Source organism: Streptomyces sp. NPDC007205, from assembly GCF_040634095.1.
Taxonomy (GTDB): domain Bacteria; phylum Actinomycetota; class Actinomycetes; order Streptomycetales; family Streptomycetaceae; genus Streptomyces.
The window spans coordinates 420,207-445,741 of the sequence record NZ_JBEYEW010000003.1 but is presented as its reverse complement, the minus strand read 5'-3'; the positions used below and the strand labels follow the sequence as shown (position 1 = coordinate 445,741).

Sequence of the window (25,535 nt, the reverse complement as noted above, 5' to 3'; positions counted from 1 at the left end):
GGCTACCGCCGCGCGGCCGGCCGCTGACGCGGCCAACAGCGACCGAGCTTGAATCTCTGGAAGTGAAGTAGACGACATGGCCAAGCGAATCGACGTAAGCGGACTGACCGCCTACTACGGCTCCCACAAGGCGATCGAGGACATCTCGATGACCGTCGAGCCGCGCTCGGTGACGGCGTTCATCGGCCCCTCCGGCTGCGGCAAGTCGACGTTCCTGCGCACGCTGAACCGGATGCACGAGGTCACCCCCGGTGGCCGCGTCGAGGGCAAGGTGCTGCTGGACGACGAGGACCTGTACGGCGCCGGCATCGACCCGGTGTCCGTCCGCCGCGAGGTCGGCATGGTCTTCCAGCGCCCCAACCCCTTCCCCACGATGTCGATATTCGACAACGTGGCGGCGGGCCTGCGCCTGAACGGCAAGTACAAGAAGCCGGAACTGAACGACATCGTCGAGAAGTCCCTCAAGGGCGCGAACCTCTGGAACGAGGTCAAGGACCGCCTGAGCAAGCCGGGCTCCGGCCTTTCCGGTGGTCAGCAGCAGCGGCTGTGCATTGCCCGCGCGATCGCGGTCCAGCCGAAGGTGCTGCTGATGGACGAGCCCTGCTCGGCCCTGGACCCCATCTCGACCCTCGCCATCGAGGACCTGATCGGCGAGCTGAAGGAGCGCTTCACGATCGTCATCGTGACGCACAACATGCAGCAGGCGGCGCGTGTCTCGGACCGTACGGCGTTCTTCAACCTGGCGGCGGTGGGCCAGCCCGGCCGCCTGATCGAGATCGACGACACCGAGCGCATCTTCTCCAACCCGTCGGTCCAGGCGACGGAGGACTACATCTCCGGCCGCTTCGGCTGACCGTCCCCTGATCCCCTCGCGGTGCTGCATGGCGGTGCCACCGCGAGGACGCAAAAGGGCCCGCCCCTGGCTCCCGGGGGCGGGCCCGCTGCGTTCGCTGCGCCTGCCTCGGCCGCTACAGGACCGTCAGGTTCAGTACGCCGAACGCCAGCGCGGCGACCAGTGCCGCTGCCGGCATCGTGATGAACCAGCCCAGGACGATGTTCTTGGCCACACCCCAGCGGACGGCGTTGACGCGCTTGGTGGCACCGACGCCCATGATCGCCGAGGTGATGACGTGGGTCGTGGAGATCGGGGCCTTGAAGAGGTACGCCGTGCCGAACATGATCGAGGCACCGGTGGCCTCGGCCGCGAAACCCTGCGGCGGGTCCAGCTCGATGATCTTGCGGCCGAGCGTGCGCATGATGCGCCAGCCGCCCGCATAGGTGCCGAGGGAGAGCATCAGAGCGGAGACGATCTTCACCCAGACCGGGATCGGGTCGCCGTATGTCGTGTGGCCGGAAATCACCAGTGCCATGACGACCACACCCATCGTCTTCTGGGCGTCCTGGAGGCCGTGGCCCAGTGCCATGCCCGCCGCCGAGACCGTCTGCGCGATCCGGAAGCCGCGCTTGGCCTTGTGCGGGTTGGACCGGCGGAACAGCCACATGATGGCCAGCATCACGAGGTATCCGACGATCAGGCCGACCACCGGGGACAGGAACATCGGGATGATGACCTTGTCCACCACGCCGTTCCAGTGGACGGCGGTACCGCCCGCCAGGGCCGCGCCGACCAGGCCGCCGAACAGGGCGTGGGAGGAGGAGGACGGCAGGCCGAAGTACCAGGTGACCAGGTTCCAGGTGATGGCGCCGACCAGCGCGGCGAAGAGGATGCCCATGCCGGTCGAGCCGGACGGCGTCTCGATCAGACCCTCACTGACCGTCTTGGCGACGCCCGAGCCCAGGAAGGCACCGGCCAGGTTCATGACCGCCGCCATGGCGAGGGCCGCCCGCGGGGTCAGCGCCCGCGTCGACACCGACGTGGCGATCGCGTTCGCCGAGTCGTGGAAACCGTTCGTGTACGTGAAGAAGAGCGCGACCGCGATGGTCACGACCAGGGCGAAGGTGGCCATCGACGCCTCAGGACTCCTTGACGGCGATGGTCTCCACCGTGTTCGCCACGTGCTCGAACGCGTCCGCCGCCTCTTCCAGGACGTCCACGATCTGCTTGAGCTTGAGCACCTCGATGGCGTCGTACTTGCCGTTGAAGAGGTGCGCCAGCAGCTTGCGGTGGATCTGGTCCGCCTGGTTCTCCAGGCGGTTCACCTCGATCCAGTACTCGGTGAGGTTGTCCAGCGTGCGCAGGTTCGGCATCGCCTCCGCCGTCAGCTCGGCGGCCCGGGCCAGTACCTCGATCTGCTGCTCGACGCCCTTCGGCAGTTCCTCGACGTTGTAGAGGACGACCAGGTCGACGGCCTCTTCCATGAAGTCCATGATGTCGTCGAGGGACCCGGCGAGGGAGTAGATGTCCTCGCGGTCGAACGGCGTGATGAACGAGGAGTTGAGCTGGTGGAAGATCGCGTGTGTGGCGTCGTCACCCGCGTGTTCCGCGGCCCGCATACGCTCTGCGATCTCGGCTCGGGCAGGTGCGTCCGCCCCGAGCAGTTCCATCAGGAGCTTCGAGCCCGTGACGATGTTGTCCGCGGATGCGGCGAACATGTCGTAGAAGCTCGTCTCCCTGGGGGTCAGACGAAAGCGCACGTGGGGTCCTCGGGGTGCTTCGGTTTCGGTCAGGCTGATGCTAGGCGCATCATCCGGCCACGGCTATCGGGCCGCATCCCAGTGTCGCCCATCGGGCAGAGTGATCAGCACGGGGGCGTACCAAGGCCCTCCTACCCCGCAGAATTCGTTACCATATACCCAGTAGGGGTATGTATCCGCAGCTCGTTCCGAGAGGGAGGCCCGCGATGACGACGACCGAGGCCGGCGCCACGCACGGCTACCACAAGCAGAAGGACGAGCACCTCAAGCGGCTGCGCCGGATCGAGGGCCAGATCCGCGGCCTGCAGCGCATGGTCGACGAGGACACGTACTGCATCGACATACTCACCCAGGTCTCGGCCTCCACCAAGGCGCTGCAGTCCTTCGCGCTGCAGCTGCTGGAGGAGCATCTGCGGCACTGCGTGGCCGACGCGGCCCTCAAGGGCGGAGACGAGATCGACACCAAGGTGGATGAGGCGACGAAGGCGATCGGCCGCCTCCTGCGGTCCTAGGCCCTGCCGTCACGCTCCTCGGACACCCGCAGCACCTGGTCGATGCTCTCCAGGCTGAGCCGGTCCTCGGCCGCGGAGGCCGCGATGATCAGCTCTCCGCACAGCTCGATCTCGGCGAGGGCCACATGGTCCTGCACCGCCGTACCGCCGACCGGAGCCACCCGCCTCACCTCTTCCCTGCCGTCACCGACTTCCTAGGGTAGGCAGCCCTCTACACACCGCGCATGGCACGGACGGGCTACTTACGGGGTGGTGGGACGGACTAGTCGCCGCCCTCGGCGATACGGCCCGCGTAGATGTCCGCCGAGCGTGGCAGCCGTACGCCGGCGGGGGCGCCGAAGTCGTACAGCAGCGTCGTCGAGGCGACCGCCACGGGGATCTTCTGCCGGCTGTTGACAAAACTGAAGTGCTGCCTGAGCTTGCGGATGCGGCCCTGGTCGTCCAGGTAGGCGTCGAACGGAACCCGGGTGGTGGCGAACCCTTTCGCCGCCGCGGCCAGCGGCTGCCGGTTCTCGGCGGAGGCCAGGCGGGCCGCGCTGCGCAGGTCGGCCGTGCCCCGGTAGTGCCGTACGGCCGTGCCGCCGACCTCGGTCCTGCCGACGTAGGTCGCCGTCCGCGTCCCGAGCAGCACCTCGGCCGCCGCGTACGGGTCGGTCGCGCCGCCGGTGACCAGGTTGCCGTCGGACAGCGTGGCGGTGTCCACCCGCACCCACTTGTCGGCGGGCACGCCCGCGCCCCGGTTCTTCATGAACAGGGCCCCGGGAGCCAGGAGTTCGGTGATCGGCTGGTGCTCGGCGGTGCCCGACGGATCCTCGGGCAGGACGACCGTGAGCCGGCCGATCCGGCGCTCGAAGTCGTAGACGCCCTTGCCGCGGATGGTGACGCGGGTGCCGCCGGTCGCCATCTCCATGGACGTGGTGGCCTTGGAACTGCCCGCGCCGCGCAGGGTGTCGGCGGTCCGGTGCAGAACGGCGACCGGATCGCCCCCGTCCCTGACGTCCTCGGCGGCGGCCCCGGTGCCGGAACAGCCTGTGGCGCCTGCCCCGAGGCCGAGCAAGATGCCGACCGCGACGAACGTCCTGCCCGCGTTCCTGTGCTGCCGCCGATCCATCGCCTGCCTACCCCCAGCCGGTACGTCCGTCACGGGCCCCCTGTCGTCCGGTTAACGACCGGTAGGAGGCGCCGTCACGCGCCGGCCGGGCGCGGGGACAGCCGTGCGAACCCTTTGCGCACGGGTGGGTAACGTTGTCGGGGTGACAGTCACCGAGGCACGGCAGGACGGGCCGGAAGACGCCCGGTCCGGGCAGGAACACCTCGTCACGACGACCGAACAGGGCCGCTTCTGCGTGGCCCGCTGCAGCTGCGGCTGGCGCGGCCCCGCGCGCAGGGCCCGCAGCCAGGCCCGCACCGACGCGGAGGGTCACGCGGCGGAGCTGTGAAACGCGTCCACCAGGTCACGGTCGCGGGGGTGGGTGAGGCGGCTGCGGGCAGCGGCGGGCGAGAGCCACAGGATCCGGTCCACCTCGTCGTTCGGCGTGAAGTGGCCGGAAACCGCCTCGGCCGCCCAGTAACGCACCTGCTTGGGGCGGCCGTTGGCGAGATAGCACAGGGTCGGCAGCTCCTCGCCGGGCTCGGCCGTGTACCCGGTCTCCTCCGCGACCTCCCGCAGGGCACCCACGAGCGGCTCCTCACCCCGCTTGAGCTTGCCTTTTGGATGCGACCAGTCGTCGTACCTCGGCCGGTGGACCAGGCACAGCTCGACAGAGGCGTCCACCGGCGAGCGGCGCCACAGGACGCAGCCGGCCGCCTGGACCAGGGTGTCGCTCACACCGCCTCCACCGTCTCCTTCTGCCAGGCCTGCTGGAAGGCGAACCTGGCGGCCTCCACCTCGTGCCGCTGGTCGGCGTGGAGCACGCCGAGCGCGTACGCCGTCGCCGGGGCGATACGGGGCGTACGGGCGGCCTGGGCCGCCGCCGCTGCCGCCTCCGAGGCGTCCCGGTGCCGGTTCAGTGCCCGGCCCGCCGCCAACAGGCTCGCGTCCACCGGGGCGTTGCTCCCGTGCAGCACCTCCCGGGCGTACCGGTGCAGGCGCAGCAGCAGACGGACCTGGTGCCAGGGGCCGTCCTGGGGATGCGGGGACGGGTCCGCGGCCAGACCGTGGACGAGGGCCTCCGCGTTGTACGGGTGGCCCGCGGTGACCAGGGGGAGCGCGGCGACGGCGGCTGTCAGCCGTTCCTCCGCGGCGGCTGCCAGGGGGTGCAGGCCGGTGGTGGGGGCGGTGGGGGTGAGGGGGACTTCGCTGGCGAGTACGGCGACCTTGTCGGCGACGGCGTGGAAGCGGGACGAGCCGAGGGCCTGCAGTGCCGTGGAGTGGGCTCGGGTCCGGGCCAATGTCAGCTGGCGTTCCAGCAGGGCGCCTGCTTTTGCCGCGCCTACGGTGAGGTTGCCGCGTTCGGGGACGGGTGCCGCCCCAGCGGCACGACTGCCCGCAGCCACGACGGCTGCCGTATCGGCCACCTGGGCCGGGAGCGCCGTCAGCCCCGACAGGCGGTGCAAGGCCTGCAGCAGGCGTTCCAGGCGGGACTCGTATGCGTGCTCAAGGCCCAACGTGCCTGACAGCCAGGCCAGTTCGGGGCGCATCTCCTCGGACCAGTCGGGGTCGAGGAGAGGGCGGAAGGTGTGCAGGCTGCCGCTGATGCGGCGGGCCGAGCGGCGCAGCAGGCGTGCCGCGTCGACGGACTCCTCCGCACCGCCCGCCGTGGTGCCGCCGGTCTCCCGGTGCAGGCGCAGGGCGCGGAGGAACTCCGTGGCCCGGGCGCGCAGATACGCCGCGAGGGCGTCCCCGGTCACCACTTCGGCCGTGGGGTCCGTCGGGTCAAGGTGTTGCTGTGCCACGCCGGCGCCTCCGGGCGTCTATGAGCATCTCCTGGACGTTGCGCAGGGGTTGGCCGTCCGAGTCGGTCGCGTGCCGCGTCCACTCGCCGTCGGTGCCGAGGTGCCAGGAGACGGTCGTGTCGGACATGCCGGTGTCCAGCAGCCGGTTGAGGGCTGCGCGGTGGGCGGGGTCGACGACCCGCACCAGGGCCTCTATCCGGCGGTCGAGGTTGCGGTGCATCATGTCGGCGCTGCCGATCCAGACCTCGGGTTCGCCGCCGTTGCCGAAGGAGAACACGCGGGAGTGCTCCAGGAAACGGCCGAGGACCGAGCGGACCCGGATGTTGTCGGACAGGCCGGTGACGCCGGGGCGGATCGCGCAGATGCCGCGGACCCAGATGTCGACCGGCACGCCGGCCTGGGACGCCCGGTAGCAGGCGTCGATGACCGCCTCGTCGACTATGGAGTTGACCTTGATGCGGACGAAGGCCGGGCGGCCCGCGCGGTGGTGCTGGACTTCCTTGTCTATCCGCGAGACCAGGCCGTCCCGCAGGGACTTGGGGGCCACCAGCAGGCGGCGGTAGGTCTCGCGTCGGGAGTAGCCCGACAGGCGGTTGAACAGGTCGGAGAGGTCCGCGCCGACCTGCGGGTCGGCCGTGAGCAGGCCCAGGTCCTCGTACAGGCGCGCCGTCTTCGGGTGGTAGTTGCCGGTGCCGACGTGGCTGTAGCGGCGCAGGGTCTCGCCCTCCTGGCGGACCACCAGGGACAGCTTGCAGTGCGTCTTCAGGCCGACCAGGCCGTAGACGACGTGACAGCCGGCCTCCTCCAGTTTGCGCGCCCACTTGATGTTGGCGTGCTCGTCGAACCGGGCCTTGATCTCGACCAGGACGAGGACCTGCTTGCCGGACTCGGCGGCGTCGATGAGCGCGTCGACTATCGGGGAGTCGCCGGAGGTGCGGTACAGGGTCTGCTTGATCGCGAGGACGTCCGGGTCGGCCGCGGCCTGCTCCAGGAAGGCCTGGACGGAGGTGGAGAAGCTGTCGTACGGGTGGTGCAGCAGCACGTCCCGGGTGCGCAGGGCGGCGAAGATGTCCGGCGGGGACGCCGACTCGACCTCGGCGAGGTCGCGGTGGGTGCCGGCGACGAACTTGGGGTACTTCAGCTCGGGCCGGTCGAGGCTGTGGATGCGGAAGAGGCCGGTGAGGTCCAGGGGGCCGGGAAGCGGATACACCTCGGCCTCGCCGATCTTCAGCTCGCGGACCAGCAGGTCCAGCACCTCGCGGTCGATGGACTCCTCGACCTCCAGGCGCACCGGCGGGCCGAAGCGGCGCCGCATGAGCTCCTTCTCCAGGGCCTGGAGGAGGTTCTCGGCGTCGTCCTCCTCGACCTCCAGGTCCTCGTTCCGGGTCAGCCGGAAGGCGTGGTGCTCCAGCACCTCCATGCCCGGGAACAGCTCCTCCAGGTGGGCGGCGATGACGTCCTCCAGCGGGACGTACCGGCCCGGGGCGGCCTCCAGGAAGCGGGACAGCAGCGGCGGCACCTTCACACGGGCGAAGTGCTTGTGGCCGCTGACCGGGTTGCGTACGACGACGGCCAGGTTCAGGGACAGGCCGGAGATGTACGGGAACGGGTGCGCGGGGTCCACGGCCAGCGGGGTGAGGACCGGGAAGATCTGGTGGCGGAAGAGCGTGAAGAGGCGGGCCTGCTCCTTCTCGGCCAGCTCGTTCCAGCGGACCAGGTGGATGCCCTCGTCCGCGAGTGCGGGGGCGACGTCCTCGTGGTAGCAGGCGGCGTGCCGGGCCATGAGCTCGCGCGAGCGGGCCCAGATCATCTCCAGCACCTCGCGCGGCTGCAGGCCGGAGGCGGAGCGTGTGGCCACGCCCGTGGCGATGCGGCGCTTCAGCCCTGCGACCCGGACCATGAAGAACTCGTCCAGGTTGCTGGCGAAGATCGCGAGGAAGTTCGCCCGCTCCAGCAGGGGCGTGTTCGGGTCCTCGGCCAGTTCCAGGACGCGCTCGTTGAAGGCGAGCCAGCTGCGTTCACGGTCGAGGAACCGGCCCTGCGGCAACACTGCGCCGTCGACGTGCGACTCTTCGTATGCGTCGAGGTCGGCATCGATGTCGGGTTCCAGGTCGGAGACGGCCGCGGACACCGTGTGCGGGCGGTGCGCGGCGATGGAGCCCACGGAGGGCTGGACGTGCTGGACCTCGGCTGCCTGGGTGTCTTGCTGACTCATGAACCCATTCTTCCGCGCCAGGGGCGAGACGGGCGCGTCGGAACGTGCGGGTGGGAGCGTCACGATCCCGTTTCCCGCGGGCCCCTCGGGGGGCGGCGAAGGCTCTGGCACGGCGGGCTTCATTGGCCGAGCGTCGCAAGCCTGGCTGAATCAATGGTTACGGAGACATGACGTGCGGGATAGCGGGGGGCGGCTCCCGGGGGTCTTGCGCAGTCGTCGTGGGGCTGCGGGGCGTGCGCCGGGTGCGGGTGGCAGTGCGTCGGTGTGCGGGGCCCCGGCGCCGGCCGTCCCGGTGCCGGTCCGGCGGGCGCTGCGTGCCGTGATGCGGGTTGCCTCCGTGGGGCCCGCCGCGCGCCTGGGCCCTGTCGTGCGTCGGTCTGCGAGGGGCCCGGCGCCGGCCGTCGCTGTCCGGCGGACCCGACCTCGCCCCGGGGCGCTGAGGCCCGCTGCCCTCGCCCTCGCCCTGGGCCTCGCCTTCGTCGTGTACGACCCTGCCCGGCACACCACGGCCCCGGTGCCGGGGGCCTGTGGTGGGCGGCCGTGCTGCTGCTCGTGCCCTGCTGGTCCGGTCCCGGCCGGGGACGTCCCCTGTGGAGGCCGGGACCGCGTCGTGCCGGGACCGCGTTCGTGCCGGCCTCGCGGCGGCCGCGGTAGCCGTACCCGACGCGGAGGAGCCGGAACCCGGTCGGGCCCGCTCGTCGCCGCCCTGCCCGGTGCCGCCGTCCCTTATGCCCCTGCTGCCGCCCGCCTGCCGGGCGCGGTTCGTGACGCCGGCCGGCCCCGAGCGGGCCGGGGTGGGCGTGGGTGGGCATGGGTGCGCGCGGGGAGGCGCGGGGGTGGCGCCGGTGTGGGCGGTGGCGCCGCGCGAGCCGCCGGCCGGCAGGCGCTGGAGGCCGGTGTTCAGGTCTCCGTGCGGTACATCAGGTCCGTCTCGTACGTGCTGAACCCCAGCCGCTCGTACACCGACACCGCCGCCTGGTTGTCGGCGTCGACGTAGAGCATCGCGGTCGGCAGCTGCTGGGCGGCCAGGTGGCGCAGGCCGATCGTGGTGAGGGCCTTGCCGAGGCCGCCGCCCTGCTCACCGGGGCGGACCCCGAGGACGTAGACCTCGCCCAGCCCCTCCTCGGCGTGCACCTTGGTCCAGTGGAACCCGATCAACTCCCCGCGCCGCTCGGCGAGGAAGAACCCGGCAGGGTCGAACCACGGCTCGGCCTTGCGGTCGTCGAGGTCCCGCTGGGTCAGCGAGCCCTGCTCGGGGTGGTGGGCGAAGGCGGCGGCGTTGACCTCCAGCCAGGCCGCGTCATCCTTGCCGGACACGAAGGCACGCACGGTCACGCCCTCCGGCAGCACCGGGTCGGGCAGCGCCAGGTCGGTCAACGGCCGCCGCATCTGGCGCAGTTCGCGGAACAGGGTCAGGCCGAGCACCTGCGCGAGATGCCGGGCGGCGGAATGCCCGCCGTGTGCCCACACCCGCAGCCGCTTGCCGGAGGCGGCGAGCAGCGCCGACCCGAGCGCCCGGCCGTGCCCGTGTCCGCGGTGCGCGGGGTCGATGACGAGTTCGGCGGCCGGTGCCTCCACCGGGTCGGTGTCCTCCAGCTGGGCGTAGCCGACGAGTTCGTCGCCGACGGTCATCAGCAGATGCGAGACGCCCGCGCGGGGACCTCCGCGCAGCTGCAGCCGGCCCTGCTCGGACACCGGCTGCTGCCCGTCGACCCGGGCGGCCTCGGCGAGCAGGGCCGCCACGGCCTCGGCCTGGTCCGGGGTGAGCGCGGAATGGGTCTCGATGGAGCGGGCGGGGAAGGCCCGTACGGTGTCGTCGCTGCTCATGGGTAGAGGGTACGGCAGGTGACTCATTGATTGAGGTCTCACCGGAATTGCCCTGTTTCCGGCCAGGTGGTACATCGGCCTCACCCTCACTCAGGAGAAGCTCGACCAGAGGCAGCCGAAGCGGAACATCGGCGGGCGCGGGGCAACGGCCGTACGCAGACGCTGAATCAGGGGGACTCTTCCGGCATGGGCCCCACCCTACGAAGCCCCCGTACGCTCAGCTCCGCTTGGGCCCGGTGATGGCCTCACCGACGACGAATCCCTTGGCGGGGCCTTCGGGGATGGTGACGTCGGTGCCGTAGGGGACGCGGTGGATGTCCTCCCAGTCGGCCTTGTCGGGACGAGGGCCGGTGAAGAGGGTGACGGCGCCCTGACCGTCGTATTCGTCGATGAGGATGTAGACGGGGATGCCGGCGCGGGCGTATTCGCGGCGCTTGCGGAGCCTGTCGCGTTCCAGATTGCGGTTGCCCGGAGATGCCACTTCGACAAGGAGGTAGACGGCTGAAGCGACCAGGCCCAGTCCTTCCTCGTCAGCGTGCGACTCCAGGTCTTCCGGTGCGATCAGGAGGTCCGGGATCCATGCCTTGCGCTGGTGGATGACGTTGGTGTCCTGAAAGGCCGCGTATTGTCCCTCCCCCAGGAAGCGCACCAGCCCGTTTCGGAGGCGGTTGATGATCTGGGCATGGGACAGGCGGCCGGTGGGCGACACCTCGATGGCTCCCTCGATGATCTCGGCGCGGTAGCCCTCGGGGAGTTCCATGGCCTTCCATGCCTGCCACAGGACGTCGTCCAGGTCGGGTCCTTTCAGGGATTCAGCCGTGGCCTCGGACATGGTCTCGGGCCTCTCATGTGCGAGAGCGGTCAAGGTGGCACCTCCTCAAGTGTGGGCTGGGTTCGGCAGCGGCACAAGCAACGCGATCACGGTAGGCGCGGCTGTGCATATGACAGGGGAAAATGACCTGCGCTCACCCGATCGGGTCATGGGGCTGGATGCGCGCGCCCCTGCTGTAGGCGATGCGAAGCACCTCCGCCAGGGATTCCGACGCCCTGGTCAGTGCGAAGCGGACCGCGTGTTCCCCTGCGGCCTGGTCCGCGAGCACGGCCTTCGCGCCGGCGAGCACCTGCTCCCCCGACCGCAGCTGCGCGGCCTCCACGTCGTCGGCGAGGAGGGAGAGGCGGCTGTGGTCGTGCTCGGCGCTGAGGTAGCAGGGCTTGCCCTCCGGGGTGGTCCAGGGCAGGAGGCGGAGTCCGTCCCTCACGCGAACACCTCCACGTCGTGGAGGTACGGGCGTACGAGGGGGGTGTCGTACAGGAAGAGGTGTGCTTCGAGGTCGTCCTGCGGGTGGCCGGAGTCCGGCGGCAATGGCGGTCCGGTGTCCGGCAGTTGGAGCGGGCTCGCGCGGCGGCGCCCCCGGGCGGGGAGCAGGGCCCGGATGAGCAGGAGCAGCAGCGGTTCGATGAGTCCGGCGACACGTGCGCGCACGTCGACACTCCGTGGGAGGCAGGGGGTTTGACGAGCGGTGATTACCGTTCGTGCCTCGATCGTCACAGCTCCGGCGTACGCTGCGGAAGAGGTTCGGTGTTGCCTGGGGCGCCAGGCAACGGGGAGGGGTGACGTGGGGGAGAACGTTGACGCCGCGCCGGTTTCCGGTCGGGGCATGCTGGGGCAGACGCTGAGGGTGCTGCGCGACAAGGCCGGGAAGTCGCTGGGGCAACTGGCCGAGGAGACCGGGTACGACAAGAGCTATTTGAGTCGGCTGGAGTCGGGGGAGCGGCTGTCCAAGGTGACGGTCATGGAGGACCTGGACGGGTATTACGGCACGGGTGACCTGCTGGTCGGTCACTGGAAGGCGGCTCGGCTGGACGCATTCCGGGACCGGTACAAGGAGTTCATGAGGCTGGAGGCGACGGCGCGGATCATGTGGATGTTCACGCCGGGCGTGCCGGGGCTCCTCCAGACCGAGGATTTCGCCCGGGAGGTGTTGTCTGGGCCCCAGACAACACTGGAGGGCGACGACTGGGTCGAGGAGCAGGTGGCCGCTCGCCTGGGGCGGCAGTACCTGCTGCGACAGAAGCCGGTGCCCAGCGTCCGCATCGTCATGGACGAGTACGCGTTCCGGCGCCCCGCGGCCGTCCGGGAGACCTGGGAGGAACAGCTCCTCCGTATCGAGGCCGTCGCGATGCTGCCGAATGTGACGCTTCAGGTGCTGCCCTTCGCCGCCGGGGTCCACCACCACATGCACGCGTCGCTGACGCTGCTGTGGCAGAAGGACGCCAGCGGTGTTGCCTATGTGGAAGGCGACACCCGGGGCGAGTTGATCGAGGAACCGGACGGGGTCCTGCGGCACCGACTGTCCTACGATCGGCTCCGGGACATGGCGTTGTCCCCGTCGGACTCGCTCGCGTTCATCAGGGACGCACTGGAGGAGCACAGATCATGAACCACACCCCCGACCTCAGCACCGCCACCTGGCGCAAGTCGAGCTACAGCGACGGGGGAGCCAACAACTGCGTCGAGGTCGCCGACGGCTACCCCGGGATCATCCCCGTCCGCGACAGCAAGGCCCCGTCCGCCCGCCCGCTGATCTTCTCGGCCGCCTCCTGGTCCGGCTTCATGACCCTGGTGAAGAGCGAGGCGGGCCGGCCGTCGACGCGCTGAGGACTTGCAAGGCCAGTGAGCTGCCCCGGGTTTCGCAGAGTCCGCTGAAGACGAGATTACCGGACCTTACGAATCCCGGGGCAGCTCAGGTGGCTGGTGACTCAGCGGACCTGGGCCGCAGTCCTCTCCGTGGGCTCCTCGACAGGGTCCGGGGTGCTCTGCGGCCTGTCGGCGAGCTTGAGCCAGACCACTCCGACGATGATGAGGGCCAGCCACAGGGCCTGGACCGGGGTGAGCGTCTCGTTGAAGAAGACGGGGCTGAGCAGCGCTGCACCGGCTGCCCCGATTCCCGCCCAGACGGCATAGCCGATACCGACGTCGATGGTGCGCAGCGCGACGCTCAGTGCCCAGAGCGTCAGAAGGAAGAAGACGACGGCGACCAGCGACCACGACAGGCGGGTGAAGCCGTGGCTTCCGCCGACGGAGAGCGCGTAGCCGATTTCGAAACCTCCGGCGAGGAGGAGCGTGAGCCAGGAGTTGGCTGAGGAGCGGCCGGTGTTGGACATGTACGCGGGTCCTTTCGTAGAGATCGGGTCAGGTGGGGGCGGGATCCTCAGGCGGCACCACTGAGCTGGAGGCCGACGACACCGGCGATGATGACGACGATGCCGAGCGCCTTGCGCCAGTTCAGGCGCTGGCCGAAGAGCAGCGCCCCGAGAAGGGCGATGCCGATACCGGCGATGGACGTCCAGATGGCGTAGCCGACGCCGACGTCGAAGGTCAGCAGCGCCTTGCTGAGGAAGTAGGTCCCGATGGCACCGCTGACCAGCGTCGCGATGGTCCACCCGCGGTTCTTGAAGCCCTCGGCCTTGCCGGCTGCGATGGCGACGGTGATCTCGAAGATGTCTGCGATGGCGAGGTAGAGCCACTGCATGGGAGGTCCTTTCGTTCAGGGGAGGCCGGCGTTGCCGGCCCGGCCCGCTGTGGAGTTCGCCGTGGTGCGTGAACGGTGGTGGGCGCGACGAAGCGGTGGTCCGCCACGACGTCAGGTGGAGTCGGGACCGTCCGGCTCGGGACCGGCGTTCATGTCAGCAGCCGTCGATCCCGCAGGCGGCACCTCGGGCGACCGCCTGTTCGGCCTGGGCGTCGAGCACGGCCTTGCGGATCTGGGCCGCGGTGGGAACGCCTTCTATGCGGTGGCGTTCGCCGATGACGAGTGTGGGGACCACGGAGATGCGGTACGCCTCGGCGGTCCGCAGCGCCTCCTGGTGGGTGCCGGTGTACGTCCCGGCTGTGAGCGCCTCGGCGAAACCCCCTTCGTCCAGGCCGAGTTCGGATGCGATGCCGATGAGGACGTCCAGTTGGCCGATGTCCCGGTTCTCCTGGAAGAAGGCCCGCAGTACGCGCGGTGTGTATGCCGCGGCCTTGCCGTGGTCGGCCGCATACTGGTAGCCCTCGAACGCCAGCCGGGTGTAGGGCTGCGGGGAGACGGTGGGCAGGGTGATGTCCACGTTCATCCGGCGGGCCATCGGATAGACCGAACGGGCCCAGATCTCCGGCAGGTACTCGTCCTCCGGCCGCAGGGTCGGGGCCGGATGAGGCCGCAGCTCGAACGGCATCCACTCGATCTCGACGTCGAGGTCGCGGGTGGCCTCGTGCAGCGGGCCCTCGGCGAGCATGCAGAACGGACAGACATAGTCCGACCAGACCTTGATGCCGACTCCGCTGGATTCCGTCCCGGTCACACCGGCCTCCGGTTCAGGGCGAGGAACTCTTCGAACGGCTGCGTCCCTTCCGGGATCTGCAGCGAGGTGACCTTGATCGGCCAGAGCGCCGGGTCCTCGGCGAAGATCGAGTAGGACCCCGAGTAGTCGAAGCCGTACCGTGCGGCCGTCTTGCGGTCGACCGCGTGGACGATGTGGCTGACGTTGAAGTACAGCGAAGCCATGTAGCACAGGGCACAGGGTTCACCGGAGGCGATCAGCGTGGCCCCGGCGGTGGCGTGCAGTCCGTACTTGGCGGCAGCCTCACGCAGCGCGACCACCTCGGCATGCGCGGTGGGGTCGTTGTCCTCGCGTACCCGGTTGAAGCCGGTGCCGAGGACCTGACCGTCGTTGACCACCACCCCGGAGAACGGGATGCCGCCCTCGGCGACGTGCTCGCGGCTGATCCGTACCGCCTCACGGACGTACTCGGTCAGCTCGCTCTCTGAGATATCGGAATGAGACAACTTCGCTCCCGGCTCAGGTGCGGTGTGTGGTGGTGGAGGACGTGGAGGAGGACGTGGAACCCTTCGTACTTGCTTGTACGTGCATGTTACTCGGCCTCATAGAGTCCGGTGGAAGAGTTGGGTGGGCGGGATAGAGCTTGCATGAGCATGTATCTTGTTGTCAACGCCGCCTGAGAGGGAGCTGCCTCATGACCACGATCTCCTATGCGCCGGCCGCCTCGTCCGACCAGGCCATGTGGGGCAGAGTCCTCGCCCTGCACGCGCATGTGGAGCGCCGGCTCACCCAGGCCCTGCAGCGCAAGCACGGAATAGGACTCTCCGAATTCCGCGCACTGGAGTGTCTCGTCCACGCCAAGGACGGCGAGCTGCGCATGCAGGAACTCGCCGACAAGGTCGGACTGGGGCAGAGCTCGGTGACCCGGCTGGTCGGCCGGCTCTTCTCGGCCGGCTTCGCCTTCCGGGACCTGTGTCCCGACGACAAGCGCGGTGTCTACGCCGTCATCACCGACGACGGCAAGCAGCGCTACGCCGACGCGCGCGGTACCTACTCCGAGGTCCTCAGCGCGGCGCTGAACACCGCCGGAGCCACCCCGGAGCTGGCCGGTACGGTCCAGGCGCTGCGCAGCGCCCTCTGAGCGGCGCCCTCTGAGCGGCGCCCTCGTCTCCTTCCCGTTCCGCATCGAAGCCGCCCGGTGAAAGCCGTCCCCCCGGGGACGGCTTTCGGTGTTTCCGTACCGGGCCGAGCATTCCCGGGTGAATGCTCGATTCCGCAAAGGCGCGCCCTTCCCTAAACGCTGTGACATCTGGATGACGGGTATTACGCGAACCTGAAACCCCTAGTTCATCAAGCAAACTCGCCGGTTCCCGGTTTACGTTCGTCAGTGATCTGCATCACTATTGGGAAACCAAATACATGCTTGACTCTGCATGCACCGCCGGTACGGTTGGTTGCGGCTCGATCACGGGGGAGTGATGCGGGGCCGGCCGAGCAGATGGCTGCCGGGCTCCGCGAGTTCTTTGGCGCGACTCATGCGCCACCACCCCCTTGAGCATGGTCATTTTCGCATGGACACGTGCACAAACAGGGGGAACTGTGCCAGTACCACGCCTTTTTGACGCGCTGGCCGCGCACGCCCGGCGGCGGCCCGATCAGGTGGCCCTGATCCGGGGCGGGCGGCAGATGACGTACCGCCGGCTGGTCGGACTTGCCGAGGACCTGTCCGGCGCCCTGGACGGTCTCGGACTCGACCGGCGGCAGCCGCTGTGCGTGCCCGCGCACAAGACGCCCGCAACGATCGCCCTGCTCATCGGCGCCTTCCGGGCCGGTTACGCGGTCCTGGCGCCCTCGCCCGAACTGGGCTCCTCCGCCCGTGCGGCGCTCGCCGCGCAGGCCCGGTGCTCCCTGGTGCTGACCGTCGACGATCAGGGGGTGCTCGACACCGCCCCGGTCGTGCCGGACGAGCAGGCCGCCCGGGACTTCGACACCGTGGACGCCGCCACCGCATCCCTGCTGCTCACCACCTCCGGCTCCACCGGCACGCCGAAGATCGTGCCCATCCCGGGCGACGCCTTCGAACGGTTCGCCGACTGGGCGACCGGCCGGTTCCGCCTCACCGAGCGGGACACCCTGCTGAGTTACGCACCCCTGAACTTCGACCTCTCCCTGCTCGACGTGTGGACCGCGCTGCGGCTGGGTGCCCGGACCGTCCTTGTCGAGCAGGAGTTCAGCGCGGACGCCCGTCACCTGCAGGACCTGCTCACCCGGCACGAGGTCACCTTCGTCCAGGGCGTGCCCATGCTGCACCGGCTGCTCACCCAGGACGGGGCCGTCCATCCGACGGTCCGCACGGTGATCTCCACCGGGGACGCGCTGCCGCAGGCGCTGCTGCGGCAGCTGGGCACGGCCTACCCCGGCGCCGGCTTCCACAACGTCTTCGGGTGCACCGAGACCAACGACAGCTTCATCCACGACGCCGACCCCGCCGGGGCCGGTGAGCAGACCCCCATCGGCCGGCCGCTGCCCGGGGTGCGGGCCCTGCTGCTCGACAGCGAGGGACGGATCCTCGACGGCCCCGGAACCGGTGAACTTCTCGTGACCACACCGTTCCAGACCTTCGGATACCTGCAACGCTCCCGCAACGAAGGGGTGTTCGTGCCCGCCCCCGACGGCGGCGACGAAGTCTTCTACCGCACCGGCGACCTCGTCACCCGGGACGCCGACGGACTGCACTGGCTGCAGGGACGCACCGACTTCCAGGTCAAGGTCCGCGGCGTGCGGACCAATGTGCAGGAGGTCGAGAACGTCCTGGCGGCTCACCCCGATGTCGCCGAGGCCGCCGTCGTGGCCCTCCCCGACCCCGAGGCCGGCTACCGGCTGCACGCCCAGGTGACCAGGCGGCCGGGCACCTCGCTCACCTCCCTGCGGCTGCGCTCGCACAGCGCCGAGCGCCTGCCCCGCCACGCCATCCCGTCCTCCGTGCACGTGGGCGACGCCCCGCTGCCGCGCACGCCCACCGGAAAACCCGACCGCAACCTCATCAAGGCAGTACGACAGAAGGGAAATCCCGCATGACCTCCCTGGTGGACGAAATTCGCGGCTATGTCATCGCAGAGTTCCTCGACGGAGAGGACACGGCGGAGCTGACCGCCGAATTCGACCTCATCGACAACGGGGTCGTCGACAGCCTGGGCGTCGTCCGGATCGTCTCGCACCTCTCGCGGACCTACTCGATCCCGATCGACGACATTCCACTGACCCCGGACAACTTCCGCAGCATCGGCGCCATGTCGGCGTTCGTGGAGAACGCGACGAAGACCGCCGCCTGAGCCGGAACACATTCCCGGAAGCCCCTCCGGAAGGACATTCCGGAGGACATTCCGGAAGCCCTTCGGAAAGTCCTTCCGGAAGAACCCCTCACACAAGGAGACCGCAATGATCGTCCGCAGCATCAGCGAGCTCGCCCCCGTCGAGTGGGGCAACGGCACCAGCCACCGGCTGCTCACCGAGGCCGACGGCATGGGCTTCACCGTGTGCGAGACCCTGGTCCGCAAGGGCACCAAGAGCGCCCTGCAGTACCGCAGCCACCTCGAGGCCTGCTACTGCACGGGCGGCTCGGGCGAGGTCGTCACCACGTCCGGTGAACGCTACAAGATCACCGAGGGCACCATATACGCCCTCAACGAGAACGACGCCCACTACCTCATAGCCTCCGACTACGAGGATCTGAGACTGATCTCCGTGTTCAGCCCGGCCCTGCGCGGCGACGAGAAACACACGCTGTCTGCCGACGGCTTCTCCCAGTACTGAGTTCCGCGCCCCGGGGCCCGCCGGCCGACAGCGGCGCGGGCCCCGGCCCCGATCAGCGACGTACCGGAAGGCAGCACACGTATGACACCCGTACCGTCCGCACCGCGGATAGCCGGCACCGATCCGGACCCGTACACCCTGGCCGCCCCCTGGGCGGACGAACTCAACCACGACGTCGAGGAGTGGGACGCCCGCGCGGATTTCCCCTGGGAGAAGTGGAAGACCATCCAGCGCTCAGGACTGCTCGCCGTACCGTTCGAGACGCGGTACGGCGGCCGCGGCGGCACCCTGACCGACACGATGCGCGCCCTGGAGGGTCTCGGGCACACCTGTCGCGACGCCGGCCTCGGCTTCTCCGCCTCCACCCAGATCGTCAGCGTCGGCGTCCCGCTGCAGGCGTTCGGCTCCGAGGAGCTCAAGTCCCGCTTCCTGCCCCGAGTCGTCGCGGGCGACCTGATCACCGCACATGCCATCACCGAGCCGGACAACGGCTCCGACGCCCTGAACATCTCCACCACCGCGACCCGCGACGGCGACGACTACGTCATCGACGGCGGCAAGATGTTCATCACCAACGCCCCGATCGCCGATCTCTTCCTGCTGTACGTACGCACCGGCAAGCCCGGCCCGTTCGGCCTGAGCGTCTTCCTGGTCGAGCGGGACACCCCCGGTCTCAGGGTCGGCGAGCCGCTCGGCAAGATGGGGCTGCGCACCTCCCCGCTGAGCGAGGTGACCTTCGATGGGGTGCGCGTGCCCGCCGCCCGGCGCATCGGCCAGGAGGGCGCCGGCTTCCTGATCCTCGACCATGTGATGAAGCGGGAGATCCTCTTCTCCTTCTCCCTCACGCTCGGCGAGATGGAGCACCGTCTTGAGCGGGTGCTCCGGTACGCCAGGTCCCGCCGCCAGTTCGGCGAACCGATCGGCGCCTTCCAGGGCGTCGCACACAAGATCGCCGACATGAAGATCGCGGTGGAGACCAGCCGCAAGTGGCTCACCGACACCGGCGTCAAGGTGGAGGCCGGCCAGGACGCCGCGGTCGACGTCGCCGCGACCAAGACCGTGGTCAGCGAGGCCAACAAGCGCACCGCACTCGACGCCGTCCAGATCTTCGGCGGTCAGGGCTACCTCACGGCCACCGGCATCGAACGGGACGTCCGCAACGCGGTCGGCGGAACCATCTACTCCGGCACCAGCGAGATCCAGCGCAACCGCATCGCAGCCCTCCTGGGCCTGTGAGCCCGAGGCTGACGAAAGGGTCATCATGAACGTGCTCACACCGGACGACCTCCGGCGGCTCACCGCACCCACCGACTTCCTCGACTACGACAGCGACACCGTCCAGTCCTTCGTCGACGAGGCCGTCACCGACCGCGGCGCGGACAAGCGCCGGCTGGCCGTCGAGCTCTACTACGCCGTCCGCGACGACGTCTTCTACGAGGTGTACGGGGCCGACCTGTCCCCGCAGGGACTGCGGGCCAGCCACACCGCGTCCACCCGCAAGGGCTTCTGCCTGCACAAGTCGGCGCTGTACGCGGCGGCCTGCCGGGCCGTGGGCATTCCCGCCCGCGTCCACTACGGCGATGTGCGCAACCACCTGGCCTCCGACCGGCTGCGCGCCCACATCGGCGGCGACGTCTTCTTCCACGGCCTCAACTCGGTCCACCTCGACGGCACATGGGTCAAGGCCACCCCGGTCTTCAACAAGATCCTGTGCCGGCTGTACGGGATGAAGCCGCTGGAGTTCGACGGCACCGCCGACAGCCTGCACCACCCCTTCGACGACCAGGGCCGCCAGAGCATGGAGTTCCTGACCGACCACGGCGGCTTCGACGACGTTCCCTACGAGTTCGTGATGACGAACATGCGCCGCAAGCACCCCGGCTTCCTGAACGCCACCGGCACCGGCACGGTCCGCGGCGGCTCGCTGGCCGCCGAGGCGTCCGCCTGACCCGGCCCGACCACGAGGAGGACACCGAGATGAGCACCATCCGAGCTCAGAAGGACGGCTGGGAGGCGCGGGCGCGCATCGGCGTCGTCGTACCGCACGCGGACGTGGGCCCGGAGTCGGAGTTCCAGGCGATCGCCCCCGAGGACGTGTTCGTACACGGCTCCCGCGTCCACTTCGGCGCGATGCGGGCCGGCGGCGAGATGGACCCGAAGATCCCGCACGACCCGGTGCGGGCCTTCGTGGAGCCACCGCACATCGACGATGCCGTGGAGCTGCTGGCCGCCTCCCCGCTCGACGCGATCGCGCTCGGCTTCACCAGCTCCGCCTACGTCCTCGGAGCGAGCGGCGAGAAGGAGCTGTTCGCCCGTCTCGCGCAGTACACGCGGGGTCTGCCGCTCACCGGTACCACGACGGCGGCCGTGGCCGGTTTCACCGCGCTCGGTGCCCGGCGGATCGCCCTGGTCAACCCGCCGTGGTTCGACGACCGGCTCTCCGGGCTCGGCGCCGACTACTTCACCGAACAGGGCTTCGAGGTCGTCCACCACGGGCCGTGCGGGCTGCCCAGCAACCAGAAGCTGATCACCCCCGAGGCGCTGTCCGAGTGGATCCGCACCACGGTCGCCGGGCACCGGCCCGACGCCGTCCTGGTGGCCGGCAACGGCATCCGCGCGGTGGGCGTCATCGACGCCCTGGAGCAGGAACTGGACTTCGCGGTCCTGACCGCCAACCAGGTGCTGTTCTGGCACGCCCTGCACCTGGCCGGGGCGCACGACGCGGCCCGCCGGATCACCGGGTACGGCCGGCTGTACAGCACCGAGGTGCCTGGCGGCGCGGCATGAGCCTGCTGGCGGCCGACGGGCACGTGGCCCTGTTCGTCACCGACGAGGGGGACGCCCGCCGGCTCCCTCTCGTGTGCTGGCGCGAGGACGGCAGCACCGTCCACGGCATGGTCCTGTACCGGGGTGCGCTGCGCCGCGCCGAGCACGTCCCCGGCTTCCGCCGCTACGCCCATCCCCTGGAGGACGGCACCCCCGTGCGCGGCACGGACGCGTCCTGCCCGCCCCGGGAGGCATCCGTATGACCCAGGGGATGACCCAGCCGGTGGGTTCTCCCTGCTGAACGCCCGGCTGCCGGCGGCCCGGCTGGCGGGGGTGCCTGCCGGGCCGTCGTCACCGGCCCGGCGAAAGGGTGCCGTCCTCCGCGTTCCTTGCCATGCGTTCGAGGACCTGGACGGCGGTGCGGTACTCGTCCGGCGTGATGCCGGTCACGCAGCGCTCGCGGAACGCCTCGACCCGCTCGGCCACGGCGGTCAGCCGGCGCCGGCCGTCCGGGGTGAGGGCGAGCCGGTCCGGTGCGGTGCGGGTCGCCCAGCCGCCGGTGAGCACGGCGTCGACGGAGGCCTTGAGGGTGAGGACGTCGGCGTTGACGGCGAGGGCCGACAGGACGTCCGAGTCGCCGGCCCCGGGGCTGTCGCGGACGACGTTGAGCACCTGCCAGTCGACACGGGTGAGGCCGAACTCCGTCAGTGTGTCGTTCATGGCGCGGGTCAGGGCCTTGTCGGTGCGGTTGAGCCAGTAGCCGATGGGCTTCATTCGGGGGTTCCCTCGGGGTCGGGTTCGCCCAGCAGGGCGGGCCAGTTCTGGGCGGTGGCCCAGCTGGTGAAGGTGTGCCAGCCGATCTCCGGGTGGGCGCGGCGCAGGGCGGGGACGTCGATGTCCAGGCCCTGGGTGGTGAAGTACGCGAACATGGCCGCCAGGTCGGCGGAGCGGGTGCGGACGTGGTCGAGGGCGACCTCCCGGTGCCTGACCGGGCGGCCGGCGGCCCTGGTCAGGGTGGCGGCGATCTGCTCCGGGGTGCAGGTGTCGGACGCGATGTCGATGCGGCGGCCCGTGAAGTCCGTGCGGCGTTCGAAGGTGAGCGCGGCGAACGCGCCGATGTCGGAGGCGGGGATCAGGGCGAAGGGGCGGTCTGGGGGCATGGGCCAGCCGAAGACGCCCGCGCGCAGCCCGGCCAGCGTCCAGCCGCCGGTGTAGTTGTCCATGAACGCGGCCGGGGCGATCACCGTCCAGGGCGTTCCGGACGCGCGCAGGTGCTGCTCGATCCGGTACTTGCTGTCGTAGTGCGGGACGCCGGTGGCGCGGTCGGCGTGGGCGGCGGAGGTGAGGACGACGTGCCGGACGCGGGTGGCCGCCGCGGCGTCGACCAGGGCCTCGCCCTGGCGTACCTCGGTGGCGGTGTCGGTGCCGAACGGCGTGGTGACGGCGAAGAGGGCGTCCGCGCCGGTGAGAGCCGCGTCGAGGGAGGGGCGGTCGTCGAAGTCGGCGTGGCGGATCTCGGCGCCGAGGGTGCGCAGGGCTTGGGCGGCCGGTGCGTCCGGGCGGCGGGTCAGGGCGCGGACGCGGTGGCCGGCGGCCAGCAGGGCGCGGGCGGTGGCTCCGCCCTGGGCGCCGGTGGCGCCGGTGACGGCGACGGTGAGCATGGGTGTCCCCCGGTGGATAGGATGAGCGACGACTGAAAGCTGCGTGACGCATTAGCTGCGCCACGCAGGAGAATACCGGAGTTTCGCTGCGCCGCGCAGTGATTTTGGAGGCGAGCCGCGTGACGGACCCGAACCGGGCCCGGCTGTACGAGGAGCTGGCGACGGAGTCGCGCCGCTATCTGGCGGCGTATGTGCTGTTCAACCAGGCCGTCGCCGACCATCTCGGTCTGCACCCGACCGACGTACAGGCGCTGAGCCTGCTGACGGCCGGGCCCGAGCCGCTCACGGTCCGGCAGATCGCCGACATGACCGGCCTCACCACCGGCTCGGCCACCCGGCTGGTGGACCGGCTCGAACGCGGGGGCTACGTGGCCCGTACGCCGGATGCGCGGGACCGCCGACGGGTGCTGGTCACCCCGGTGCCGGAGCGTGTCGCCCGGGTCACCGCGGTGTGGGACGAGCTGGGCCGCACCTGGCAGACACTGCTCGACGACGACAGCGAGGACGAGCTGAGGGCGATCACCCGCCATATGCGCCGCGCGAACGACCTCAGCCGCGACCAGATCCAGCACCTGCGCTCCCTGCCGAAGCCGGACTGAGCCGCGGGGCCCACCGGGCGGATGGGGCCGGTTGGGCGGACGGGGCAGGTCGGGCTCAGGGTGTTGTCTGGTTGGTCAGTCGGCCGGGGTCCCGGGTGTCTCCGGTGGAGGCGTCGGTGCGCCCGGCAGGCGTACCGTTGCCGTCGTGCCGCCGCCCTCCGCTCGCGCCAGGGTGACCTTGCCGCCCGCCTGCTGGATCGTGCGGGCCACGATGGACAGGCCCAGGCCCGAGCCCGGCAACGCGCGGGCACTCGGTGAGCGCCAGAAGCGGTCGAAGACGTGCGGGAGTTCGTCCTCGGGGATGCCGGGGCCGTGGTCCCGTACCGTCAGCACGCCCTTGCTCAGCTGCACCTCGATCGTGTCCCCCTCGGGGCTGAACTTCACCGCGTTGTCGAGGATGTTGACGACCGCCCGCTCCAGCGCGGACGGCTCCGCACGGACGTACCAGGGCTCCAGGTCGGACGTGATCGTCAGCTCCGGGCCGCGCAGACGCGCCCGGCGCAGGGCCGCCTCGACGGTGTCCCGCAGCGCCACCACCTGGAGGCGCTCGCCGCGCTGGCCCTCCGGGCGGGACAGCTCCTGCAGGTCACCGATGAGCGCGGCCAGTTCCGTCATCTGTGCCTTCACCGAGGCGAGCAGGGCCTTGCGGTCCTCCGGCGGGAGCGGCCGGCCCGTCTCCTCGCTGCGGGTGAGGAGCTCGATGTTCGTGCGCAACGACGTCAGGGGCGTACGGAGTTCATGGCCGGCGTCGGCGATCAGCTGCTGCTGGAGGTCACGGGAGCTGGCCAGTGAGGCGGTCATGGAGTTGAAGGACCGGGAGAGCCGGGCGACCTCGTCCTCGCTGTCGTCCTCCACCGGGATGCGGATCGTCAGGTCCTCGGTCCGGGCCACCTCCTCCACGGCCTCGGTGAGCTCGTCGACCGGGCGCAGACCCGCTCGGGCCACCACGAGACCCGCGGCCCCGGCGCCGACCACTCCGATGCCGGAGACGAGGAGCAGGATGAGTGCCAGGTCGTTGAGGGTCCGCTGGGTGTCCTTGAGGGAGACGGCGACCATCAGGGCGACGCCCGGATAGCGCTGGGGAACGATCCCGGGGCCTCCCACCAGTATCGGCACGGTCTTGACCCGTACGTCATTGCCGTGGGCGTCCTTGGCGTCGTGGTAGATGCGGACGTCGCCCTTCGCGGCCACCTCCGCGTCCTGCGCCGAGGCCGTCACGACTCCTTTGGAGTAGTTGAAGACGCAGATCTGGCCGTTCGGCATCACCACCTGCATGTAGTAGAAGGTGGGCCGCACCGCGTTGGGCGGCTGGTCCACCGTCGTGGGGCAGGTGGCCAGCACCGCGGTGATCTGGTCCTCGGTCAGCCGCTGGTTGAAGTTGTCCAGGGTCTTCTTGACCTGATCATCCAGTTTGCGCTGCACGATGAACCAGCAGGTGACCGAGACCGCCGCCACCGCGAACGCCACCGCCGCCGCGACCAGCATCGCCAGCCGGGCCCGGATCGGCAGTGAGCGGTAGCGCCGTACCAGCTTGTTCACTCGGCGCCGCCCTGGCGCAGGACGTAGCCCACGCCCCGCACGGTGTGCACGAGGCGCGGCTCGCCGCCGGCCTCGGTCTTGCGGCGCAGGTACATGACGTAGACGTCGAGCGAGTTGGAGGACGGCTCGAAGTCGAAGCCCCACACCGCCTTCAGGATCTGCTCGCGGGTGAGGACCTGGCGCGGGTGCGCCATGAACATCTCCAGCAGGGTGAACTCCGTGCGGGTCAGTTCGACCTGCCGGCCGCCCCGCGTGACCTCCCGGGTCGCGAGGTCCATCCGCAGGTCCGCGAAGGTGAGGGCCTCGTCCTCCTGCGCCTCGGCCGACACCGCCGCCGCGTACGAGCTGCGCCGCAGCAGCGCGCGGATACGGGCGAACAGCTCGTCCAGCTCGAAGGGTTTGACCAGGTAGTCGTCGGCGCCCGCGTCCAGTCCGGTCACCCGGTCGCCGACCGTGTCCCTGGCCGTCAGCATCAGGATGGGCGTCGTGTCGCCGGCCCCGCGGATGCGGCGGGCCGCCGTCAGACCGTCCATGCGCGGCATCTGGATGTCGAGGACGAGCAGGTCGGGCTTGTAGGCGGTCGCCTTCTCCAGCGCGTCCGCGCCGTCGACGGCCACCTCCGTGTCGTACCCGTCGAACGCGAGGCTGCGTTGCAGCGCCTCGCGTACGGCCGGCTCGTCGTCGACGATCAGGATGCGCTGGGGGTCACGGTCGCCTTCGGCGGGGCTCATCGCTCGCGACTCCTCGGGGGTGCGGTGGACAGGATGAACGGTGTCTCTCAGCCTGCCAC

General features: G+C 70.2%; 33 protein-coding genes. 14 read left to right on the top strand and 19 right to left on the bottom strand.

What is annotated here, in order from left to right:
- The first annotated feature begins 76 nt into the window (after positions 1–76).
- A complete protein-coding gene (gene pstB, locus ABZ624_RS08570; protein ID WP_360084004.1) occupies positions 77–853 on the top strand; it encodes a phosphate ABC transporter ATP-binding protein PstB in 777 nt (258 codons plus the stop codon).
- A gap of 115 nt (positions 854–968) precedes the next feature.
- On the opposite strand, the gene ABZ624_RS08565 is transcribed toward pstB, so the two are convergent.
- Together ABZ624_RS08565 and ABZ624_RS08560 are read right to left on the bottom strand one after the other, a co-directional pair.
- A complete protein-coding gene (locus ABZ624_RS08565; RefSeq protein WP_360084002.1) occupies positions 969–1,967 on the bottom strand; it encodes an inorganic phosphate transporter in 999 nt (332 codons plus the stop codon).
- 7 nt (positions 1,968–1,974) lie between these two features.
- The gene (locus tag ABZ624_RS08560; protein ID WP_351805165.1) at positions 1,975–2,595 is read right to left on the bottom strand and encodes a DUF47 family protein; all 621 of its coding nucleotides are present in this window, start codon (positions 2,593–2,595) and stop codon (positions 1,975–1,977) included.
- A 206-nt stretch (positions 2,596–2,801) separates the two neighbouring features.
- Between ABZ624_RS08560 and ABZ624_RS08555 the strand changes: the two genes are divergently transcribed.
- Positions 2,802–3,107: a metal-sensitive transcriptional regulator gene (locus ABZ624_RS08555; protein ID WP_208900074.1), complete on the top strand. Its 306-nt coding sequence runs from the start codon at positions 2,802–2,804 to the stop codon at positions 3,105–3,107.
- Here the strand turns inward: ABZ624_RS08555 and ABZ624_RS08550 are convergent.
- Both ABZ624_RS08550 and ABZ624_RS08545 read right to left on the bottom strand, forming a co-directional pair.
- Positions 3,104–3,268: a hypothetical protein gene (locus tag ABZ624_RS08550; protein WP_360084083.1), complete on the bottom strand. Its 165-nt coding sequence runs from the start codon at positions 3,266–3,268 to the stop codon at positions 3,104–3,106. The two genes, ABZ624_RS08555 and ABZ624_RS08550, sit on opposite strands and share 4 nt — an antisense overlap.
- A 101-nt stretch (positions 3,269–3,369) precedes the next feature.
- Entirely contained in the window at positions 3,370–4,218 is an 849-nt protein-coding gene (locus ABZ624_RS08545) for a hypothetical protein (protein ID WP_360084000.1), read from the bottom strand.
- A 142-nt stretch (positions 4,219–4,360) separates the two neighbouring features.
- On the opposite strand from ABZ624_RS08545, the gene ABZ624_RS08540 reads away from it, so the two are divergent.
- Complete coding sequence (locus ABZ624_RS08540; RefSeq protein ID WP_360083998.1) at positions 4,361–4,546, top strand: hypothetical protein; 186 nt, start codon at positions 4,361–4,363, stop codon at positions 4,544–4,546.
- Here the strand turns inward: ABZ624_RS08540 and ABZ624_RS08535 are convergent.
- The 7 genes from ABZ624_RS08535 to ABZ624_RS08505 form a co-directional block, all read right to left on the bottom strand.
- Positions 4,528–4,935, bottom strand: a complete 408-nt coding sequence (locus tag ABZ624_RS08535; RefSeq protein ID WP_360083996.1) for an NUDIX hydrolase — start codon at positions 4,933–4,935, stop codon at positions 4,528–4,530. The genes ABZ624_RS08540 and ABZ624_RS08535 overlap by 19 nt on opposite strands.
- On the bottom strand, positions 4,932–6,002 hold the full coding sequence (locus ABZ624_RS08530; protein ID WP_360083994.1) for a CHAD domain-containing protein: 1,071 nt from the start codon (positions 6,000–6,002) through the stop codon (positions 4,932–4,934). Before ABZ624_RS08530 ends, ABZ624_RS08535 begins: the two co-directional genes overlap by 4 nt.
- Positions 5,983–8,217: an RNA degradosome polyphosphate kinase gene (locus tag ABZ624_RS08525; protein ID WP_360083992.1), complete on the bottom strand. Its 2,235-nt coding sequence runs from the start codon at positions 8,215–8,217 to the stop codon at positions 5,983–5,985. The genes ABZ624_RS08530 and ABZ624_RS08525 overlap by 20 nt, the downstream gene beginning before the upstream one ends.
- A gap of 900 nt (positions 8,218–9,117) precedes the next feature.
- Entirely contained in the window at positions 9,118–10,044 is a 927-nt protein-coding gene (gene mshD / locus ABZ624_RS08520) for a mycothiol synthase (protein ID WP_360083990.1), read from the bottom strand.
- A gap of 217 nt (positions 10,045–10,261) precedes the next feature.
- Positions 10,262–10,909, bottom strand: coding sequence for a Uma2 family endonuclease (locus ABZ624_RS08515; protein ID WP_360083988.1), 648 nt, complete (start codon positions 10,907–10,909; stop codon positions 10,262–10,264).
- A gap of 100 nt (positions 10,910–11,009) precedes the next feature.
- A complete protein-coding gene (locus ABZ624_RS08510) occupies positions 11,010–11,303 on the bottom strand; it encodes a hypothetical protein (RefSeq protein WP_360083986.1) in 294 nt (97 codons plus the stop codon).
- Positions 11,300–11,527: a hypothetical protein gene (locus ABZ624_RS08505; RefSeq protein WP_360083984.1), complete on the bottom strand. Its 228-nt coding sequence runs from the start codon at positions 11,525–11,527 to the stop codon at positions 11,300–11,302. The genes ABZ624_RS08510 and ABZ624_RS08505 overlap by 4 nt, the downstream gene beginning before the upstream one ends.
- Positions 11,528–11,660: 133 nt before the next feature.
- On the opposite strand from ABZ624_RS08505, the gene ABZ624_RS08500 reads away from it, so the two are divergent.
- The gene (locus tag ABZ624_RS08500; protein ID WP_360083982.1) at positions 11,661–12,485 is read left to right on the top strand and encodes a helix-turn-helix transcriptional regulator; all 825 of its coding nucleotides are present in this window, start codon (positions 11,661–11,663) and stop codon (positions 12,483–12,485) included.
- Entirely contained in the window at positions 12,482–12,703 is a 222-nt protein-coding gene (locus ABZ624_RS08495) for a DUF397 domain-containing protein (protein WP_360083980.1), read from the top strand. The genes ABZ624_RS08500 and ABZ624_RS08495 overlap by 4 nt, the downstream gene beginning before the upstream one ends.
- A gap of 101 nt (positions 12,704–12,804) precedes the next feature.
- Here the strand turns inward: ABZ624_RS08495 and ABZ624_RS08490 are convergent, their stop codons facing one another.
- From ABZ624_RS08490 to ABZ624_RS08475, 4 genes are all read right to left on the bottom strand, one after another.
- Positions 12,805–13,209, bottom strand: a complete 405-nt coding sequence (locus ABZ624_RS08490; protein ID WP_360083978.1) for a multidrug efflux SMR transporter — start codon at positions 13,207–13,209, stop codon at positions 12,805–12,807.
- Positions 13,210–13,256: 47 nt separating this feature from the next.
- Positions 13,257–13,577 (bottom strand): SMR family transporter, encoded by a 321-nt coding sequence (locus ABZ624_RS08485; RefSeq protein WP_351239818.1) that lies wholly within the window; start codon positions 13,575–13,577, stop codon positions 13,257–13,259.
- Between the two features lie 154 nt (positions 13,578–13,731).
- Positions 13,732–14,388 carry a DsbA family oxidoreductase gene (locus tag ABZ624_RS08480; RefSeq protein WP_360083976.1) on the bottom strand — a complete coding sequence of 219 codons (657 nt, stop codon included), beginning with the start codon at positions 14,386–14,388 and terminating at the stop codon, positions 13,732–13,734.
- A complete protein-coding gene (locus ABZ624_RS08475; RefSeq protein ID WP_360083974.1) occupies positions 14,385–14,873 on the bottom strand; it encodes a nucleoside deaminase in 489 nt (162 codons plus the stop codon). The genes ABZ624_RS08480 and ABZ624_RS08475 overlap by 4 nt, the downstream gene beginning before the upstream one ends.
- A 188-nt stretch (positions 14,874–15,061) precedes the next feature.
- Here ABZ624_RS08475 and ABZ624_RS08470 point away from each other — a divergent pair, with 188 nt between their 5' ends.
- The 8 genes from ABZ624_RS08470 (at position 15,062) to ABZ624_RS08435 (ending at position 21,209) form a co-directional block, all read left to right on the top strand.
- Positions 15,062–15,508 (top strand): MarR family transcriptional regulator, encoded by a 447-nt coding sequence (locus ABZ624_RS08470; protein WP_360083972.1) that lies wholly within the window; start codon positions 15,062–15,064, stop codon positions 15,506–15,508.
- A gap of 458 nt (positions 15,509–15,966) precedes the next feature.
- The gene (locus ABZ624_RS08465; RefSeq protein WP_360083970.1) at positions 15,967–17,445 is read left to right on the top strand and encodes an AMP-binding protein; all 1,479 of its coding nucleotides are present in this window, start codon (positions 15,967–15,969) and stop codon (positions 17,443–17,445) included.
- Positions 17,442–17,699 (top strand): acyl carrier protein, encoded by a 258-nt coding sequence (locus tag ABZ624_RS08460; RefSeq protein ID WP_360083968.1) that lies wholly within the window; start codon positions 17,442–17,444, stop codon positions 17,697–17,699. Before ABZ624_RS08465 ends, ABZ624_RS08460 begins: the two co-directional genes overlap by 4 nt.
- Before the next feature lie 106 nt (positions 17,700–17,805).
- Positions 17,806–18,180 (top strand): ectoine synthase, encoded by a 375-nt coding sequence (locus tag ABZ624_RS08455; RefSeq protein ID WP_360083966.1) that lies wholly within the window; start codon positions 17,806–17,808, stop codon positions 18,178–18,180.
- 81 nt (positions 18,181–18,261) lie between these two features.
- The gene (locus tag ABZ624_RS08450) at positions 18,262–19,416 is read left to right on the top strand and encodes an acyl-CoA dehydrogenase family protein (RefSeq protein WP_360083964.1); all 1,155 of its coding nucleotides are present in this window, start codon (positions 18,262–18,264) and stop codon (positions 19,414–19,416) included.
- A gap of 25 nt (positions 19,417–19,441) precedes the next feature.
- Complete coding sequence (locus ABZ624_RS08445; RefSeq protein WP_360083962.1) at positions 19,442–20,128, top strand: transglutaminase-like domain-containing protein; 687 nt, start codon at positions 19,442–19,444, stop codon at positions 20,126–20,128.
- A gap of 29 nt (positions 20,129–20,157) precedes the next feature.
- Positions 20,158–20,967, top strand: a complete 810-nt coding sequence (locus ABZ624_RS08440; protein ID WP_360083960.1) for a maleate cis-trans isomerase — start codon at positions 20,158–20,160, stop codon at positions 20,965–20,967.
- Positions 20,964–21,209, top strand: a complete 246-nt coding sequence (locus tag ABZ624_RS08435) for a DUF6253 family protein (RefSeq protein ID WP_360083958.1) — start codon at positions 20,964–20,966, stop codon at positions 21,207–21,209. Before ABZ624_RS08440 ends, ABZ624_RS08435 begins: the two co-directional genes overlap by 4 nt.
- 88 nt (positions 21,210–21,297) lie before the next feature.
- Here the strand turns inward: ABZ624_RS08435 and ABZ624_RS08430 are convergent, their stop codons facing one another.
- Together ABZ624_RS08430 and ABZ624_RS08425 are read right to left on the bottom strand one after the other, a co-directional pair.
- Entirely contained in the window at positions 21,298–21,720 is a 423-nt protein-coding gene (locus tag ABZ624_RS08430; RefSeq protein ID WP_360083956.1) for a MarR family winged helix-turn-helix transcriptional regulator, read from the bottom strand.
- Complete coding sequence (locus ABZ624_RS08425) at positions 21,717–22,607, bottom strand: NmrA/HSCARG family protein (RefSeq protein WP_360083954.1); 891 nt, start codon at positions 22,605–22,607, stop codon at positions 21,717–21,719. Before ABZ624_RS08425 ends, ABZ624_RS08430 begins: the two co-directional genes overlap by 4 nt.
- A gap of 119 nt (positions 22,608–22,726) precedes the next feature.
- Here ABZ624_RS08425 and ABZ624_RS08420 point away from each other — a divergent pair, with 119 nt between their 5' ends.
- Positions 22,727–23,206: a MarR family transcriptional regulator gene (locus ABZ624_RS08420; RefSeq protein ID WP_360083952.1), complete on the top strand. Its 480-nt coding sequence runs from the start codon at positions 22,727–22,729 to the stop codon at positions 23,204–23,206.
- Between the two features lie 75 nt (positions 23,207–23,281).
- Here the strand turns inward: ABZ624_RS08420 and ABZ624_RS08415 are convergent, their stop codons facing one another.
- Both ABZ624_RS08415 and ABZ624_RS08410 read right to left on the bottom strand, forming a co-directional pair.
- Positions 23,282–24,745: a HAMP domain-containing sensor histidine kinase gene (locus ABZ624_RS08415; RefSeq protein ID WP_360083950.1), complete on the bottom strand. Its 1,464-nt coding sequence runs from the start codon at positions 24,743–24,745 to the stop codon at positions 23,282–23,284.
- Positions 24,742–25,476 (bottom strand): response regulator transcription factor, encoded by a 735-nt coding sequence (locus ABZ624_RS08410; protein ID WP_360083948.1) that lies wholly within the window; start codon positions 25,474–25,476, stop codon positions 24,742–24,744. Before ABZ624_RS08410 ends, ABZ624_RS08415 begins: the two co-directional genes overlap by 4 nt.
- Between the last annotated feature and the right edge of the window lie 59 nt (positions 25,477–25,535).

Coding starts and splice junctions, on each gene's coding strand:
- pstB (WP_360084004.1), top strand. CDS start 77: ATGGCCAAGCGAATCGACGTAAGCGGACTGACCGCCTACTACGGCTCC.
- ABZ624_RS08565 (WP_360084002.1), bottom strand. CDS start 1,967: ATGGCCACCTTCGCCCTGGTCGTGACCATCGCGGTCGCGCTCTTCTTC.
- ABZ624_RS08555 (WP_208900074.1), top strand. CDS start 2,802: ATGACGACGACCGAGGCCGGCGCCACGCACGGCTACCACAAGCAGAAG.
- ABZ624_RS08545 (WP_360084000.1), bottom strand. CDS start 4,218: ATGGATCGGCGGCAGCACAGGAACGCGGGCAGGACGTTCGTCGCGGTC.
- ABZ624_RS08525 (WP_360083992.1), bottom strand. CDS start 8,217: ATGAGTCAGCAAGACACCCAGGCAGCCGAGGTCCAGCACGTCCAGCCC.
- mshD (WP_360083990.1), bottom strand. CDS start 10,044: ATGAGCAGCGACGACACCGTACGGGCCTTCCCCGCCCGCTCCATCGAG.
- ABZ624_RS08495 (WP_360083980.1), top strand. CDS start 12,482: ATGAACCACACCCCCGACCTCAGCACCGCCACCTGGCGCAAGTCGAGC.
- ABZ624_RS08490 (WP_360083978.1), bottom strand. CDS start 13,209: ATGTCCAACACCGGCCGCTCCTCAGCCAACTCCTGGCTCACGCTCCTC.
- ABZ624_RS08485 (WP_351239818.1), bottom strand. CDS start 13,577: ATGCAGTGGCTCTACCTCGCCATCGCAGACATCTTCGAGATCACCGTC.
- ABZ624_RS08470 (WP_360083972.1), top strand. CDS start 15,062: ATGACCACGATCTCCTATGCGCCGGCCGCCTCGTCCGACCAGGCCATG.
- ABZ624_RS08460 (WP_360083968.1), top strand. CDS start 17,442: ATGACCTCCCTGGTGGACGAAATTCGCGGCTATGTCATCGCAGAGTTC.
- ABZ624_RS08455 (WP_360083966.1), top strand. CDS start 17,806: ATGATCGTCCGCAGCATCAGCGAGCTCGCCCCCGTCGAGTGGGGCAAC.
- ABZ624_RS08450 (WP_360083964.1), top strand. CDS start 18,262: ATGACACCCGTACCGTCCGCACCGCGGATAGCCGGCACCGATCCGGAC.
- ABZ624_RS08445 (WP_360083962.1), top strand. CDS start 19,442: ATGAACGTGCTCACACCGGACGACCTCCGGCGGCTCACCGCACCCACC.
- ABZ624_RS08440 (WP_360083960.1), top strand. CDS start 20,158: ATGAGCACCATCCGAGCTCAGAAGGACGGCTGGGAGGCGCGGGCGCGC.
- ABZ624_RS08435 (WP_360083958.1), top strand. CDS start 20,964: ATGAGCCTGCTGGCGGCCGACGGGCACGTGGCCCTGTTCGTCACCGAC.
- ABZ624_RS08430 (WP_360083956.1), bottom strand. CDS start 21,720: ATGAAGCCCATCGGCTACTGGCTCAACCGCACCGACAAGGCCCTGACC.
- ABZ624_RS08425 (WP_360083954.1), bottom strand. CDS start 22,607: ATGCTCACCGTCGCCGTCACCGGCGCCACCGGCGCCCAGGGCGGAGCC.
- ABZ624_RS08410 (WP_360083948.1), bottom strand. CDS start 25,476: ATGAGCCCCGCCGAAGGCGACCGTGACCCCCAGCGCATCCTGATCGTC.